Annotated in this window: 12 protein-coding genes; all 12 read right to left on the reverse strand. The window is 47.8% G+C overall.

From position 1 onward, the window contains the following. Nucleotides 1-454: 454 nt before the first annotated feature. Complete coding sequence (locus tag CA264_RS09845) at nt 455-1,141, reverse strand: HlyD family secretion protein (RefSeq protein WP_157593678.1); 687 nt, start codon at nt 1,139-1,141, stop codon at nt 455-457. Nucleotides 1,142-1,198: 57 nt separating this feature from the next. Beyond that, nucleotides 1,199-3,475: a peptidase domain-containing ABC transporter gene (locus tag CA264_RS09850; RefSeq protein WP_025606756.1), complete on the reverse strand. Its 2,277-nt coding sequence runs from the start codon at nt 3,473-3,475 to the stop codon at nt 1,199-1,201. Nucleotides 3,476-3,483: 8 nt separating this feature from the next. Beyond that, on the reverse strand, nt 3,484-3,666 hold the full coding sequence (locus CA264_RS09855) for a hypothetical protein (RefSeq protein WP_025606758.1): 183 nt from the start codon (nt 3,664-3,666) through the stop codon (nt 3,484-3,486). 11 nt (nt 3,667-3,677) lie between these two features. Continuing rightward, nucleotides 3,678-3,875 carry a hypothetical protein gene (locus tag CA264_RS09860; protein WP_025606759.1) on the reverse strand — a complete coding sequence of 66 codons (198 nt, stop codon included), beginning with the start codon at nt 3,873-3,875 and terminating at the stop codon, nt 3,678-3,680. An 83-nt stretch (nt 3,876-3,958) separates the two neighbouring features. Beyond that, nucleotides 3,959-6,412 carry an alpha/beta hydrolase family protein gene (locus CA264_RS09865; RefSeq protein ID WP_025606761.1) on the reverse strand — a complete coding sequence of 818 codons (2,454 nt, stop codon included), beginning with the start codon at nt 6,410-6,412 and terminating at the stop codon, nt 3,959-3,961. Nucleotides 6,413-6,421: 9 nt separating this feature from the next. Then, entirely contained in the window at nt 6,422-9,595 is a 3,174-nt protein-coding gene (locus tag CA264_RS09870) for a lantibiotic dehydratase (protein ID WP_025606763.1), read from the reverse strand. A gap of 288 nt (nt 9,596-9,883) precedes the next feature. Further along, a complete protein-coding gene (locus CA264_RS09875; protein WP_025606766.1) occupies nt 9,884-10,096 on the reverse strand; it encodes a class I lanthipeptide in 213 nt (70 codons plus the stop codon). A 1,158-nt stretch (nt 10,097-11,254) separates the two neighbouring features. Further along, on the reverse strand, nt 11,255-11,467 hold the full coding sequence (locus CA264_RS09880; protein ID WP_025606767.1) for a class I lanthipeptide: 213 nt from the start codon (nt 11,465-11,467) through the stop codon (nt 11,255-11,257). Between the two features lie 607 nt (nt 11,468-12,074). Beyond that, a complete protein-coding gene (locus CA264_RS09885; protein ID WP_025606769.1) occupies nt 12,075-12,989 on the reverse strand; it encodes an LLM class flavin-dependent oxidoreductase in 915 nt (304 codons plus the stop codon). Between the two features lie 14 nt (nt 12,990-13,003). Continuing rightward, complete coding sequence (locus CA264_RS09890; protein ID WP_025606771.1) at nt 13,004-14,185, reverse strand: lanthionine synthetase LanC family protein; 1,182 nt, start codon at nt 14,183-14,185, stop codon at nt 13,004-13,006. Beyond that, nucleotides 14,175-15,395 (reverse strand): lanthionine synthetase LanC family protein, encoded by a 1,221-nt coding sequence (locus CA264_RS09895; RefSeq protein WP_025606773.1) that lies wholly within the window; start codon nt 15,393-15,395, stop codon nt 14,175-14,177. Before CA264_RS09895 ends, CA264_RS09890 begins: the two co-directional genes overlap by 11 nt. Nucleotides 15,396-15,438: 43 nt before the next feature. Beyond that, a complete protein-coding gene (locus CA264_RS09900) occupies nt 15,439-16,455 on the reverse strand; it encodes a hypothetical protein (RefSeq protein ID WP_025606776.1) in 1,017 nt (338 codons plus the stop codon). Nucleotides 16,456-16,516 lie beyond the last annotated feature (61 nt).

A 16,516-nucleotide genomic window follows, 5' to 3' on the forward strand; every position in this document is an offset into this window, starting at 1 on the left:
TAAATTTGTTTTCAGCACTCATACGAGGAACTTTTTCTTTCATTTGGCAACAAAAGACCGGCTAGGTATATCCCCTTGAGCATTATGACTGTCTGCGGCACGTTTCCGGCTGCTCAAAATCACCTTGACAGGCAGTAAGGGTATTTAGTTCCATGTGGTAACGCCTTGTTTACCTGCTGTAAGGAAGCACTCCCATGGGCTGAAGGTTCCTGGTTGATGCGGGATGAAAAAACAGCTGCGGTCCTACAGGAACCCCTTCTCTTGCCAGAACTACCGATAAAACCGGTCTTTGTCCTTCTAAGATCTATAAAAAAATGAAAGAAAACCATTCTTTTCCACAAAAGTTGCTCGCCTGTTAGCCTCCAAGCGTCTTATCCTGTCACGCGGTTGCTTTCGAACTGCCAGGTTCCGGCGTGCGGGTCCCCAGCGGCGCGGTAACCTTTGCTTGCTGTACTTATGGCATTATATTTCCAAAAATTCGGCCTGCAATCGTTTTGTTCTCCAGGATGATTTCGGCCTTGCCTACCATCGAATACTTTATAGGGAGCTCCTGTCCCAGGTTTGTCCGCAGCTTTTTGGTGTCAAGCGTCACGTAGCTTTGTACTTTCCCCTCAACGGGCACCGGGAGAATCTTTGTAATTTTCCCGGTCAGGAACCCAAAATCCGCTGTAGGGTAGTTGTCCACCGTAATGACGACTTCCTGCCCCAGTATAATCCTCCCGGAGCCCTTCACAGGGTACAGCAACTTTATTTCGAAGTCGGTGGTCTCCGGCACCACCCAGACAACATAGTCCTGCGTGTTGCTGGCATCAATCCCCTTTGCGATAAACACTCTGCCTGCCATAGGGGTCGTGATTGCCTCACAAATGTTTTTGCTGTCGTTTTTATGGACAAAGAGGGTATCCCCAGGTGTTACCCAGTCTTCTTCCTTCACATGGAAAATAAACTCCTGGTTAGCGTCATCCCGCTTCAATAGAACCTTACCGGGTTGTTCTTTTGCCTGGATCAGTACCTCAGCTGAAACACTGTCGGGAAATGAAATGGTATTGCTGATACCTACACCGATGACAGAAACAATGAACAGGATGGTAACGCCCCATCTTGTAATCCAGTGAGGAACCCTTCCAATGATTTCCTCCATTTCATGACTCTGCTCTTCGGAATTTAGCGGGTTGTAGTTTGGCATACCTTGTATGGTTTAAGCTGCATCCAGTTCCAGTTGATTTTTCACCAGCTCAAAATAGTAGCCACGCTGGTGTACTAAAGACATATGGTTACCCACCTCGACAACTTCACCGTCTTTCATGACAACAATTTGATCCGCCTTTTTAACCGTACTCAAGCGATGCGCAATAATTAAAACAGTCCGCCCTTTATAGAACTCATCCAGGTTTTCCATGATAACGCGTTCATTGTTGGAGTCTAAGGCACTTGTCGCCTCGTCAAAGAACATGTAGTTAGGCTCTTTATAAACAGCCCTTGCAATAAAAATACGTTGTTTCTGCCCACCGCTAAGCCCGGATCCGGTATTGCCGATTCTGGTGGTAAAGCCCAGGGGAAGCTGTGAAATGTACTCATGCGCGTTGGCTACATGCACGGCATTCATCAGTTTCAGCTCATCAATTTTGTTGCCGTCCAACGCGATGTTCCGTGCAATCGAGTCCGAGAAGATATAGCCATCCTGCATCACGGTTCCGCACTGACTCCTCCATAACTTCGCCGAGAGGTCATCAAGGTTGCTCCCATCCACGAGTATGGTTCCTTCTGTGGCTGGGTAAAACTTTAGCAACAGCTTTAACAGGGTTGTTTTCCCACTCCCGCTGGCCCCGACGATGGCCGTCACTTTCCCCTGGGGGATATGAAGGTTTATGTTTTTCAAAACCATCTGGGACTTGGCATGCCCATACCTAAAGCAAACATTGTCTAGCGTGATGCCGGGTTTAAACCTACTGTTGAGCCCTTTGGCAAAAAAAGCCTGGTTGAGGGAATGCCCAAAATTCTCCTCGTGTAGACCTGCTACAAGGCGGCTACTTTTTTCCTCATTTTGCTTGTTGTGGATTTCCCCCAGCCTCTCTAAGCTGATTTTGGCGTCCTGAACCGTCTTTACGAACTGGATAAGCTGAGATAAAGGGCCGTTCATCTGCCCGATTATGTACGATATGCTCAACATAACCCCCAACGATATCTGCCCGTCGATCACCAGGACTGCCGCCATGAAAGAAATTACAATGTTCTTCAGCTGTGTAAAGAAAGTGGACCCTACTTCCTGGTACTGCTCAAGTGCCAAACTCTTGAGGTTGATTTTAAAGAGCTTGGACTGGATCTTTTCCCACTCCCACCTGCGCGACTTCTGGCTGTTGTACAACTTTATTTCCTGCATGCCGGTAATGATCTCATAAATGCTGTTCTGGTTTTCCCTTGCCCTTTGAAACCTGTTATAGTCTATGTTTCTTCTCTTCTTAAGAAAAAGAAAGATCCAGGCAACCGATATAGCACTCCCGGCAAGGAAGATGAACAAGAAGCGTACATCATAAATGCCGAGGACAACGGAAAAAATCACTAGGTTGATGATCGAAAAAAGTGTGCTGAGGGCAGAACCTGTGAGAAAACTCTCTATCCTGTGATGGTCACTGATCCGCTGGGTGATGTCGCCAATATTTTTAGATTCGAAGAAATTAATGGGCAGCTTCATTAATTTAATCAGGAAATTAGATATGATAGTGATGCTGATCCGCGTACTAACATGCAGCAGGATCCAGTTCCTTATCAGGTTGACGAGCAGGCTTCCGATGAACAGGGCGAGCTGGGAGATCAGCACGAGGTACACAAAGTTTAGGTTCTGCTTATTGATCCCAAAGTCTACCAGGCTTTGCGTCAGAAAAGGAAAGCACATGCTAATGAAGCTGGCCAGCACCATTCCCAAGAATATCTGGAAGATGTATGCCTTGTAGGGCCTTATGTACTGCATCAAAAACCCGATGCTCGAGGAATGCTGCTCTGTCGCAACCTCCTCGCTCATGGGCTGGTAAAACTCTGGGGTTGTCTCCAACAGCAAGGCGATGCCTTTATTGTCCTGCGTGCTAACCCAGCATTTTTTGAAGGTCTCCACATCCACCTCCACAAGGTTATGGCCAGGGTCGCCTATGACTAGCTTCTCTTCCCTTCTGTACCAGGTCTTCCCTTTGATGTCATACAGTACAACAAAGTGATCTTGGTTCCAGTGTAAGATACACGGCAATGGAACCTCTTCCTTCAGTTGGTTGTAAGACAGCTTTCCTACCAAGGTCCGGAAGCCAATTTTCTCAGATGCCTCGCTTAGCCCCAGAAAGCTCACCCCATTCTTCGTGATATGCGAAATGGAACGTAAGTAATCCAGCGTGTATTCTTTCCCATAAAATGCACTCACCATTCTTAAACAGGTTGGACCACAATCCATGTAGTCCAACTGTTTATAAAACTTATATTTAGAATGCATCGGCAGCTTTATTTATTTGAAACGTTATTTGATGTCGTGGGCCAGTGGGTCTCAACAGTGGTGCTTTGGCTTCCTCCAGCGATGTTGTCTAGTTCCTCCTCGCTATCCTTTATCTCTGAGTCACCGAATAGTTTGAGCTTCTTTAATTCGCTGATCGTTTTCTTGTTTTTAATTTTCTTGCTCTTTTTCATATTTAACGCTTTTATACCACTTCTTCTCTTCCGCCAAATAACTGGCTGATTTTAATGCGCACGGCTGGATGCTTTTCAGCATCATAGAGGGGCGGCTTGTACTCCTTGAATCCACCGCTCAATGTATGCGACTCCGCATCAGCAATAGCCACGTCACCTAAGTCCGCCAGGCTTTTTTTCTTCGTGTTGATTTTTAACAGCTTTTTCATGTATCTCTTTTTTTTCTAATTTGTTGAAAAGCTCTATCGAGGAAAATAATTTTAGACCAACCCTAAAAAGGCTTAGACAAACGTTACATCCCATCGTTCAACGTGGCAGCCCTTAGCACGGGTCCCTGCTTCAAGTGTTTGTTGAGCCACCTGTCTACTTCCCAAAGGATATGCAGGTAAGACGCTAATAAGGTATAGGCATGGGCTTCGTCTGGTAGAGACACAAACCGGGCTGTTTTACCCAAGCCTTTCAATGCCGCAAAATATTGCTCTGTCTGCCTGTAGTGGGTCCCAGGATTTTCGTCTGTCTCTCCATGGAAGAGCAGAATTGGTCGTTCTAACCTGTGGGCGTTCTGGAAAGGAGAAAGCCGATGGTATAGTGCCTGCTCTTCCCAGTAGGTTCTGTACTCCCGCTGGAAACCAAAGGGTGTAAGTGATCTGTTGTATGCCCCGCTCATGGCGATTCCGGTTTTAAACAGCTTTGTGTGTGTTAACAGGTTCGCCACCATGAATGCGCCATAGGAATGCCCCATAACCGCTATGTTGTCCACATCGACGATGCCCGTGCCCTTGGCAGCGGCTACTGCTGCTTGGGCATTCAGCTCGATTTGCTCTAAATAAGTGTCGTTCGGGCTGCTTCCGTTCATACCTATGATAGGGAACGAGACATTATCCATGACAGCATAGCCAGACAAGGCCAGAAGCTTTTGCAGCGAAAACGAAGATTCAAACATATACGGGTAGGTATAAACCTTACCCGCACTGGCACTGCTGATGTAGTCCATGGGGTAGGCATACATCAGGCAACGCATCGGCCGGTCAGCCCGCAGGCTGTCCTTGTTATAGTACAGTGTCGCCTGTAAGGTAACGCTGTCACTCCGCAGGTACGTTAACTCTTTTTTGACAAGCGACCTGTTTAGTAACGCCAGGTTATTTTTGTTATAGGTTAAGATACCCTCCCGCCCGGTCTTCAGGTACTGCCGGACTAAGTTTACTGGAACCGTCTTGGACTGCCTGGCTACGATAAAGCTGTCCCCGCTCTCCTTAACGTCTATCGCCACCACGTACTCATAGAAAGGAGCACGTGACCGCCAAAGCTCCTGCCTGTGCTTGGTGGTGATGTTCAGCTTCTCCAGCACAGGCACGACCTCCTTCTTTCCGTTGAGTGTTTTCCTGGATAGGTAAACGCTGCCATCCTGGAAGAATAGCCTTTTAAAGCCTCTGTCTCTGATGCTGATAAGGCTACCTTGGTCAAAAGCCGTGCTTTGAGCATTAAATTGCGCTAATGTGTCAAGTAATTGGCTTGTGGCGGGATTAAAAAGCAGCCAGTTGGTCGTTCGCTTTGCCCACCACTTTTCCACTAAAATAGCCAAGGTGTCATTCAGCCAATGTACATCGTCAAGCCGCAGGCTAGTCTTCTGCAACACCACAGGAGCTTTATCAAATGGGGCTTGCCAAGAATATAGCAGATCCCTCTCCTTCTGTTCAACCTTCGGGTCTCCTCCGTCCTTTGCTTGCACCCAGGTTAACGTAGCCCCTACATCTGTTCGCCAGGCAAAACTACGGGGTACATTGTAGGCGGCATCTCTTCCGAGCGGCCTTATCACGGGCGGCACCTCTATTGTAGTAACCTCTATTCCGTCTTTCCCGAGAATGACCACGTCTGAGGGAAACCGGTGCACGGTCAGTGCATACGAATATGGCTTCTTCACGTAGTGCACTTTGATGTAGTTCCCATCAGGAGAAGGCGCAAAGTCAGCTATGATCCCTTTTTGTCCTAAGTCAGACACTTTCCCTTTGAGACTGACCTTTTTGAGTTGTGCCGTAGCGTAGTATTCAAAGAACATTTCATCTGCCTCACTCTTCAACAGTCCCTGATAAGTGCGTTGCGGCAACACGTTGTGCTCATTTTCATACACCGTCGGCTTGCTTTCGCCTGGATCAGGTTCTCTCTGGCTTCGAGGCGGTACCGCGGTAAAGACAAGCGCCTCTTCACCCGGAAGCCAGGCGAACATCTCCTCCCCTACCAGGGAAAAGCTTAGGTACCCTTCGAATATTCTTTTTGCCTTTCTGGTTTTAACATTTACAACCCACAAGCCTACCCCCTTGTCCTCCATGAGCGCCAACCCCAGATACTGGCTATCGAATGACCACTTATAGTCCGCAATCTGAAGGGTATCAGGTAAGCCTTCAATGGAAAAGGTAGCGGAATCCTCCGTGGCGTATTTAAAGGAAATGGCGTTGTACCATTCCCGGTCAGCAGGCAAGTTTGTGCCAGTGTTAAACTGGATGCCGGCCAGGTTTAGGACCCGTTCCCCATACTGTATGTTCTTCCGGTGCTGAAACCGGTCATAGCTACAGAACAGGATCAGCTTCCTGTCAGGACTTAGACTCATCACGGGTTCTACAGGTAGTTTCACTAACTCCTCAATCGCTTTGGAAGGCGTTTGATACGCTAGGGAGTGTTGACCGTGGCAGGACAGGTTGGTGCCCGCTAATAATGCGCAGCACAGGAGTAGTTTTAGTATTTGTCTCATTTTGACGCTTTAGGCAGTTACACTTGCATTGATCTTCTTCGACACGCTTCCCTCTCTTGCAATTTTTGAATCATAGTATTTAGCCAGGTAATGGTAAATCACTGTTTCGTGGATTCGTTGCTTTGCAAGAAATGTCCTGTTAAGCGTCATGTGTACATGGCTGCTCACAAAACTCGACAAAGAAACCTGCTGAGGACTGTGGGCTTGCTCGAGCAGTGGCACCAGTTCTTTCGTAATCAACCTGTTTCTCTCTGATCTGCGCTTAAAACAGTCGACTGCCTCCCGTACATCCTCCATCTTATTCGTTCCTTTCTCAAGCATGTCGTATATGTCCCTGGCTTTCGCCCTGTACCCATTGTTGAGGCTGATCCACAGCTTCTTGGACTGGCTTCCCTTGTTTGCCTCTTGGTAAAAGTATTCCCTGAGCTGGCTGACTAACTGGAACTTCTCATAAAGTGTCAACCCAAAATCATCCAGCAGCCTGTCCACGTTCAGCAATGCAAGCAACCACCTGTATTCCTCCCCCTGGTCGCCGTTTAACAGCTCCAGAAACTCTGTGATTGCGATACTATCGTAGAAAAACAGGCTTTCACTCCAGTTAATTGTCTCTACACCATACCTTTCTATCTCCCTTTGGTATGTATCAATCTGCACCTTGTGGATTAAGCCATTTTTCAGAAAGTCCTGTAAACACTCTTTCATCCGGTGAATAACTGTACCCCACAAGCGAACACTGTCTGCATGGTAGAACCGGACTCTTAAATGATGACCATGTTCATCATAGCGAAGAAAGAACCATTTTTCAATCACCCCATCAAGCAAAAGCGATTCAGCTAAGGGCTTGATTGCCTCAACCAGGATCCTGTCCGCTGTTTTGTTCCCCGTGAATATTTTAAAGTACAGCCACGATTCCCCTACCTGAAAATCCCTTTTCACCGCTTTATCCAGTGGCTGTGTATGCGCTGAAGGTATACTTGATACTTGTGGCAACTTCCTTTCCTTTGTGCAGAAGGGAATGACTAACTCATTTGTATAACTTCCCCTGTTGTCTTTGATAAAACAGTTATCCGGTGTGAACAAAAATTCCTGAATGACCACATCCTTTTTCTTCAGTTTGTCTGCCAGTATGTTCAGGCTTAACTCGCACGTCATACTTAACAAGAGTTCGTTATCTCCTTCCACTAAGACAACTTTATCCGGAATGTTGTACTTGCTTTGAAGCCTATTGAAATAAGCCCGGAAGGCATCACTTTTTTCTTTCAGGAAATCCGTCCTTTTCAAGTTCCAGGTAGCGCGGCTTAGGATTATTTTTCCGTATTTTACCCGGGGCAGGAAGGGCTGCTTCTTGAATACAGACCAGTTCCAGCTGCTTAAGCTCTCCAAACCCTGGTTTTGAAGGTCACACAAGAACCTATACACCGGGAGGCCTCTTGCATAATTATGGGCATTGGTCAACCTGGGGATCACCCTCCTGTTTAGCTTTTTGGACCGCAGCACCACTGTTCCTCTTTGGATAGAAACAGCCAGGTCCTGTAACCTGATGGTAAACTCATCCTCCACAGAAGATTTGGTCAGGATGGGAATTTCATAGGAACGAACCGTCGGTCTCATGATTACATTTCCTGTCCTACCATCGGGAAGGTGAACGATCTCTGCATAAATCACCTCAGGGTGCAGGCTCTCCTCCTTCTGCAGTGTTGCCTTCACTTTTGCTTGTAGTTGCTCATCCCCATGGCAGAACCGCGCGAGTAGGTTTGCACCGGATGGCCCGCTGATACCGTTTAATAAAAACTGAAAATTTCCTTTGTCCAGATCTTCGGATGAGCTCGACAAAAAACTCCCAAACAGGAACATGCTGTCGGGCAGGTTCGGTTTTCTGCGTCCTTTCTCCCGGCATGCTTGTGACTGCTTAAGATCAACTTCGCGGCTCTGATTCTGCATGGCATCCAGTATCGCCTGCAAAGCGTTGATTTTCTCTTCCCCCCACGTCATACCCGGCGCGCGTTTGCTTTGCGGCACATGAATGTTATCCAAAAGAGGCATATAAGAAGCTCCTTCGGGGTCAGTCATTTGGTAGCCAATGCCGTTTTCCGTGTCCAGCGCAACTAATAAAGGAACTTCCTGCTCTCCGTACTTCGCCTCAAACTTCCTGCTGAATTGCGTTAAAGCGGACGACTTCCCCGGCTCTTGCAGGCTTACCCAGGCTTCGACTAAGCTACTTACCTCCTCGATCACTCCACGGCTAATGGTGTTTTGTTTTGTTTGAAAGAATAAGTCGGTCTGCACCAGGTCTTTTGTACCCACAGGCACGTGCCTCCCCAGAATCCCCTTTACTTTCAAGGCGGCTTCTTTCGTCCAGTCACTTAATTTCACGGTTGCGTTGACCGCTTCTAACTCGGCAACTAACGCATCCGTCCCGTTTAGTAACTTTAGCCTTTTGATCAGTACACTGAAGTAATCCTCCCCTGTGATGGAGGGCAGCAGGTCACTGACTAGGATTTGGGATTCGATTAGTTGCTCTATAAACTCAGTTGATTCCTCCTGGTCGAACCCTGCGGCTTTCAAAGACTCGATCAATGCACAACGGGACACACCCGCTCCTGCCAGCTGCAGTACATTTCGGATGACACGACTCCCTTTGAAGGAAGAAAGCATGTACTTTCGGGTAAACTTTAACGTGGAAAACTCTATGTACCTGAAATTTTCACCTACCTGATAGATGGTCTCATTCGGAAAGAACAGAAGTTGCTCCTTAATGTGGGGCAGCCGGTTGATGTATTCGGAAAGTGCTGACACATAATACATATCCAGCCTTGACACGGACCTGAATTTATCTGATCCAAACGTGATATCAGTTGACGCTGAGAATGTTCCCAAGGCACACCCCGCGAACAGCCCGAACGGGGTGCAGCGGCTGCTCATACGAATGTAATACTTGTAGAGTGACTTAACTATCTTTTCATCGGCTGCCAATGGCTTCCCATCCTGCAGGTGCTTATCAAGTGCATAAGTGAAGTCCGGGGAGGCCAGAAAAAAAGCCTTCTTGATAAATGGATTTGAAATCTTGTGAACGAAATCATGACAGACATGTGCATGGCTGTTTTCTATCAAATCGAACGAATCCTCTATTGGAAGTGCAGATGTTCTTAGCAGGTAGTAATCTATATCGTTAAATAATTTCATAGATAAGCTTCAATTAAGTTGCGTTGTTTAGAAGATCCCCAGGCTTCTAATCGTTTCTGAAAATAAGACCGATGTGCTCCAAACGGGTCTTTCCACTGGCACATTGTCCTTGGCTCCACGACCCGTTCCACAACAGGTCACTTTCAGCCACTTTTGTAGCACCACCCTCCATGCTGCAGCTTTCGCTGCTCTTGCAGGCTGCGCACTGTGTACTGCCCCAATTAAATGTAAAAATTCTAAGGCTGCCGTTTTTGGGCAGCCTTAGAAAATAGATTAAGCCAAATACAATTAGGCTGTTCTTGTTCCGCAGCAGTCTACCGGCTCGGTAGTATCCGCCTCAAGCTCTTTGACCGTGTTTCTGGTCAGGAACAGGCAGGTCGCCTCGTCTCCTTCATCCGGGTCGCCGGCACCGCCTGCCAGCGCCTCAAGCTGCTTTTCGTCTAGTTTCGCGATGGTTTCTTTGTCCAGGGACAGCGGGTTTACGTTGTTTTGCTTTTTCATTTTAGTTCATGTTAAGGTTTGAAATTCTCTTCTGTTATTGATCAAGTAACATTCGAAAGGTAGGAACACCGGCGCTGGAACGGGAACTCTTTAGACGTACCTGGCCAACCCTTAGACAAAGTGGGTGTTTTTAGTCTTTTCTGGATGCGGAACTATGAAAAATAGTAGCTGTGCAAGGAATGTCCTGGAAGAAGAGCAGCATGAGGGCTTTAGAGTTGCTGCTAAATATGCAAGTTGCTAAGGCACATAAGCAACAGGAGATGACTGCACCCAGGCGGTAATGGACAGCTGTCTTTTGCTGTACGGCAACACGCCCTTACAGGAAGTGGGCTTACAAGTCTACTGCCCAAGCCGCTTGAACATCAAACAAAAGCCTCCTCCAGCGTCAACTGAGACGGTCCGCGTCGCTCACGCCACCGAATGTACGCGTTGCGTATTCGGCGGCTCGCCAGGCATAACGCTGCCGCTCTTGATACCCACAGCACCTTCATCTGACCTGCAGGCAGGGCGCGCAAGCGCTCTCGTTTGGACCTCCATGCCGAACGCAAGGCGCTCTGTGTTTGGTCCTTCACTACCTTGGAGGTCCCTCCGCAGCGCTTACGGCATGTTTCCCTGTGACTACTACGACAGCTGCTGATTACACCTTCTGTACAAGGCAGGTGAGGGCTCCCCAGGGAAGATTCCACCTAACCCAGCGGCATCTGTACGGAGTCGTACACTGGACAGAGGTTTTGAAAAGATATGCTTGCCCGCAACTCTCTGCCGCACATGCTAGCGTTTTATGCGCACTCTCGTGCTCGGTAATCTTTACTGCCCCCGCCAAACCTGCTTGCCGCGCGCCACTGGCTTGGCCAACCTGTTGGTAAGGTCTTGCCCCCTCCGGCTAATCTGTGGACTCATCATAAGAGATAGGATACGCCCACTAGGAGGGGCACATAAGGCGGCAGGAGAAAAGAAGTTTGTCTGTTGCTGCCGGAGCGGGAGGCGATGTTGATGATGCCGTTGCCCGTGTTCCGGTTTGCAGGGCCCCTCATTTCTTCATAACTAACTGCTTACCGCTTCCTACTACTTGTAGACCTCCAATAAAAAAGAGGTTCGAACTAGTTAGTTCGAACCTCCCTGCAAGTAGTGTATGCGTTTGTACACAGCAGAACCTAACTAAGCTGTTCTTGTTCCGCAGCAGTCTACCGGTTCGGTAGGCTCAGTCTCTGCTTCCAGGCCATTGTTCCTGGTCAGGAACAGGCAGGTCGCCTCGTCTCCTTCATCCGGGTCGCCGGCACCGCCTGCCAGCGCCTCAAGCTGCTTTTCGTCTAGTTTCGCGATGGTTTCTTTGTCCAGGGACAGCGGGTTTACGTTGTTTTGCTTTTTCATTTTAGTTCATGTTAAGGTTTGAAATTCTCTTCTGTTATTGATCAAGTAACATTCGAAAGGTAGGAACACCGGCGCTGGAACGGGAACTCTTTAGACGTACCTGGCCAACCCTTAGATAAAGTGGGTGTTTTTAGTCTTTTCTGGATGCGTTGCTACCCCGAGCACAAGCATTGCCTTATGTGTCAAATGATCACAACAGTCCATAGAGGGCCAAGGCAGCAGCGAGCTGTTCCAGCACCTGAATACCTGAGTTGTCCAGCCGCAGCAGGCACTAGTATGTGTCTACAGGTAGCTCACGGCTAAAAAGGTGGTGAGGTTTTCCACCAAAGCATCTCAGAGCTTAGCGGCTCTTCGGACAGAAAACTACATTATGCTAGCGCTCAGAGGGGTATGACAGTCATGTTTGGGAAGACGTTATGCACAGCACCCAGCCAACACACGGAAGTCGGATAAAGCCAATACCTGAGAGAGCAAACAGCAGGAAGCCTATGGTAGGGTTTCACTTCCCCCAAAACAAAGAGGCCGGTGTGTACCGGCCTCTTTGTTTTGGGGGAAGTGAAGATATCTAAATGCTTGCATCCACGATTCCCAGAAACATTCCTGCTCATCAGTGGAGGGAGACTTCCCTTACCGGCTCCTCCTTTGTAACAAATCCGGAAAGCAGCTCTAACGTCTCATGCTTTTCATGTACGTTCCGGTTCATGTCTCGCCAGATTATCTCATCAGCCCCGTAGGTGTACAGAAGCTCAGGAAACTTCTCTTCAAAATAAGCAACTGACCCGATCAGGTGGTTTTTCTCATCCTTTGCTGCCTCTCTTCTTAACTCCCTCAAACGGCTTTCACTCCGTAGGCAGCTTCCCGATATGGATAACATGGTTTTAACCTTTCTTCCATGTCTTTGCTCAAACTCTTTTTTGAAATCCTCAAAAAGCTCCTTCTCAGGAGCCAGTTCCGCCACCTCATGAAAAATCGACCTTACATAGTTCGTCCCGTACTGCAGGGCGCGATGAAAACCACGTCCGGTCGTACTTAATGCCCACACCTCCGGAACGGAACCATGATATGGCGGCAGCACGATCTTCTTTTCCCGCAACTTTTCCTCTTCTTTCAAATATGAAACGATAGTGGCGAACTTTGTATCAAAGGTGACGGAGGAAGTCCCTTCATGCTGCAGTAGCTCTATTTTAGGAGCCCCCCCATTTGCCAAGCCTAAGTCAATTCTGCCTCCGTAAATGTTATGCCATAGCTTAACTTGCGCCGCAACATCAAAAGGGTTATGGAGCTTTAACAAAATCCCACCAGTTCCTACACGTAGCTTCTGCGTTATGCCTGCAATAACCGGTATGATTGGCAAAGGGCATCCCCAGGCAGACTTTCTGTTGTACAAATGATGCTCTGCCAGCCAAAGCCTGTTAAAACCTAATTGATCTGCTTTAACTGCATAGTCCAACACATTGCTTAACCGCACCATGCTGTTTGACATGGCATCCCCCTCTCCAAACTCTAGCAAACTGATTTTCATATGTTATGGATTTGTTAAAGAAAAAAAACCTCATCCCACGCCTGTGGCAGCATGCCACTGCTACGCAGTATCACATTGTAGACTCCTTGGTTTCCATTCAACAAGGTATCTTCGCCAGGGGGATAGCCGTTTCTCACCGCTTCACCTAGCCAACGCTGTGCTACTGCCTGACACTCTTCACGGTTGGTCACGTCGTAACACCTTTTAAAAAGCCAGGAAAACCCGGCGTATCCATGACAAAAATTAGCCTCCTGGATAGGTAAAAGGCTTTGGTTGTAGTTTAAGAAGCTTGTAAGCACTTCGTTCCCGAACCTAAGGTGGTCGCGATTCTGCAAAACGTTTCCCGCTTTCAAAATGCTGTAAGCAACAGACAAATCACTTGTACACCACCCGATGTTGGCGTTATGTTTTCTCGCTTGGGATAGGGGAACACCCTTATTCGACACCGACCGCGGAAATAAAAAGTTTTCTTCTGTAGGCTCATAGGGTTTGTAGAGGGCGTTTAGAAAGCCCAGCAGTAGGCGCATCAAGTCTTCTACAGCATGATAGCGATGCGTTTGGCAGACACTCGTGAGAATCAAAAGCATCCCGCAGACGCCGTGTGCTAACCCTGTGTTGATAAAGTAGTCCCCGGCTTGTTGGTGCCGCTTGTTTGCGATATACCTGCCATGCGTATTTTCCTGAATTTTAGTAGCTAACAGTTCAACAAGCTCTTTTATATACCTTAGCCCCGCTGGGTACAGCGCCGCATATTTGGCTAAATAAAACACCCCTCCCATGGAGGAGTACATTGGATCTAAATCCCCCCGCTCGATTTCAGCCTTCGACTTTTCATATACATTGCTAGCTAGCCAGTCAAGGAGTACTGTAGTATTCCCATCCCTGTCCAGGTACTCCTGCCTTTGTAACAGCAGTAAAACGCACCCTAGACCACTTAGCCCATTACTCATGGCAGTCGTAAAGCGCAGGCCATGCGCTGTTCCCACCCGTGCCACCACCCTGTTGATGATTTCCACTGCCTGATTGGCAAAAGCCGTATCTTGGTAATACTCGGTCAGGGTGAGCAGGGACACAACTTTCCCCAAATTTCCCGTGTACAGCGCATCCGGTGCGGCAGGGTCAAAGGAGCTTATGCCCACCAGTTTTCGGGCCACCACCTCCGACACCGCTTTCATTTCACTAGCTTTAGATGCCATGGTTTAACCCTTCAACTGCAGGCAGTTCCCTATCAAGGTATGTCATCAATGTGATGCCGATGCCGATTATTCCCCAAGCGTAAGACAAATTGAATAGGTCAGCATCCGGTTTGAAAAAGGAGCGGAAGCCACAAAAACCATTCTCCTCCGTTATATTTCGGGGAACCTGGTGTATCCAGTAACGATAGGCAGCTAGGTACTTCTCCCCTTCAGGATCCAGCTCAGAAAGCTTTAGAAACAGGTAGGCTACCCCTGATGCACCGTATGTCATGCTACCATCGTAGGTCAGCTTATCTTCGTACCTCCTGGCTAAACATACGTTTAATATCTCCCGTGCCTCAGCTACCAAATAATCATCTTTAACCGTGAGCCCCGCCTTTAACAAGGCATATGCCACTCCCAAGTCACCATAGCAAAGACTAAACTGCGTATCCTGCACCTCTTCCCCCAGGATGTGAGGAAAGAGTCCCTTAGGGTTCTGTCGTTTATGCTGCAGGACGAATGCTGCCGCCCGCTCAATTAAATCCCGGCACTTATCTTGTACTATGCCCCGCTCAAACACGGCCGACAGAAAGGCAATGATCATACAAGAACCATGGCTCAAGCCTAAATAGACTTTGTTGTTCAGGCGGGGACTTCTCCAACAGATGCCTCTGCTGGCCCCCTGTATCGCCTTCGCATCGATGGCTTCTACAATCTCTGCTAGCAGCTGGTCGTTCTTAGCTGATCTTTTGGCATGCAACAGGTAATTGCCTGTGGCCAGCGCTCCAGAGAAAATGCTGAAGTCCGCATGCTTGATCTTATTTCTACAAAGGGCATGTAAGGTATCCTCAATCGTGCTGAGATAGGGGCTTGCCTCGTAGTCTAGTAACCCTTTCTCAGTGGCTTTGATAAAAAAGACTCCCAGAGCTGCAATGTTGGCATCGTAAGAGTCTGTGGGGTAAACTCTTTTATAATACTTGTAGTCTACCAGCTCTAAGGCATTGCCTAAGTATGCTTCAGCAAGGGTATAATAGGAAGGGTCGCCGGTGAACTTTGCGTAATAACAGTAAAAAAAGCAAGCACCCAGCCAGCCATTGCTTAAGGTAGGACTGACAAAACAGTGGGTGTGTTTTTGTATACTTGCTTCAAGCTGCACCAGCAGGGCCCTCAGCTCCCTCTGCCCCTTGGGTAAACCCTTAACTGTACTCGCGTCTTCTATTGGTAGCATAAATGATGACATTGTTTAAATGGTATAACCTTTGATAAACGCTTTACACCAGGATTAACCGCTCTAGTCTGCAGATCAAGTCCTTGACCCATTCAATTCCGGCACAAAATGAAAGCAAGTGGTCTCTTAGGAGTGTTGCCCGGGCAGCTGTTTGCTGCTGTAACAGGTCTTCTCTCTCCAATTTATCTACCAGTAAGGCCAAGAGGGAGCACCGTAGCACATGATAGTTACTCTGTTCAAACAGCTGCGCAAACTCAACCACCTCCCTTGTCAGCTGCTGCAACGGCATTTGATCTGCTTTCTCTTCTAAGGAGACGTACCGGTAGATGGCGAGCCTTTCTGTTGTGTGCACCTCCATTTCATGATACCAGGAAGAGAAGAGGACGCTGGGTCTGGGATAAACTCCGAACTTCATATAGCCATTAATATACATGTTCAAGAAGTTGAGGATAGAATACTCCTTCAGTATCTTAAAAAGGCCAGCATTAACATGGGCATAATCAAACCGCAGATAGCATGAGCTGGAAGGGAGGCCATTCATCAAAAACTGAAATAGCTCCGACCAATTTTGGACGCACTCATCTACCCTCTTCTGCGCAAGTAGTACTTTGCCTAGGTTCAGGATTTGCTCCAGCAAATCAAAGAACTGGAAATAGCAGCCTTCATTGAATAATTCATATCCCACGGAGAACTTCCTGCTCAGGTCATACTCGGCTTGAGCATATGCTTTGAGTTTATAGTGGCAATAAGCTGTTTTAGGAAAAACCTGTGCCTCCATGTATTTTCTCAGGAATGGACTTACATCCTTGTTTGCGTAGATTTCCTGCCTGACTCCCTGAAGGTCAGCTAAGATCATGCAATAGTCTGCGTTCTCTTTAAACATGGCCTGGTTCAGGACTTTCAGCCGCTCACGATACCGCTGGTAATGGGCCTGTCCAGGTGCTGAAAATTTCAGGGAGTCGACTTCCGCCTGTTCCAGGAATTCCAGGACTTTAGCATACTTGTATTTCCTGTCGCTTTTCGTAGTCGCAGTACTTAGTTGACAAAGTAGTTCTTCCATTGTATTGTGTTTTCCGCCATGAATGATTTGGGAACAACGCTATAACTCGTTGCTCCATAAT

Origin of the sequence: Pontibacter actiniarum (assembly GCF_003585765.1) — a bacterium.
In the GTDB taxonomy this organism is placed as follows: Bacteria; Bacteroidota; Bacteroidia; order Cytophagales; family Hymenobacteraceae; genus Pontibacter; species Pontibacter actiniarum.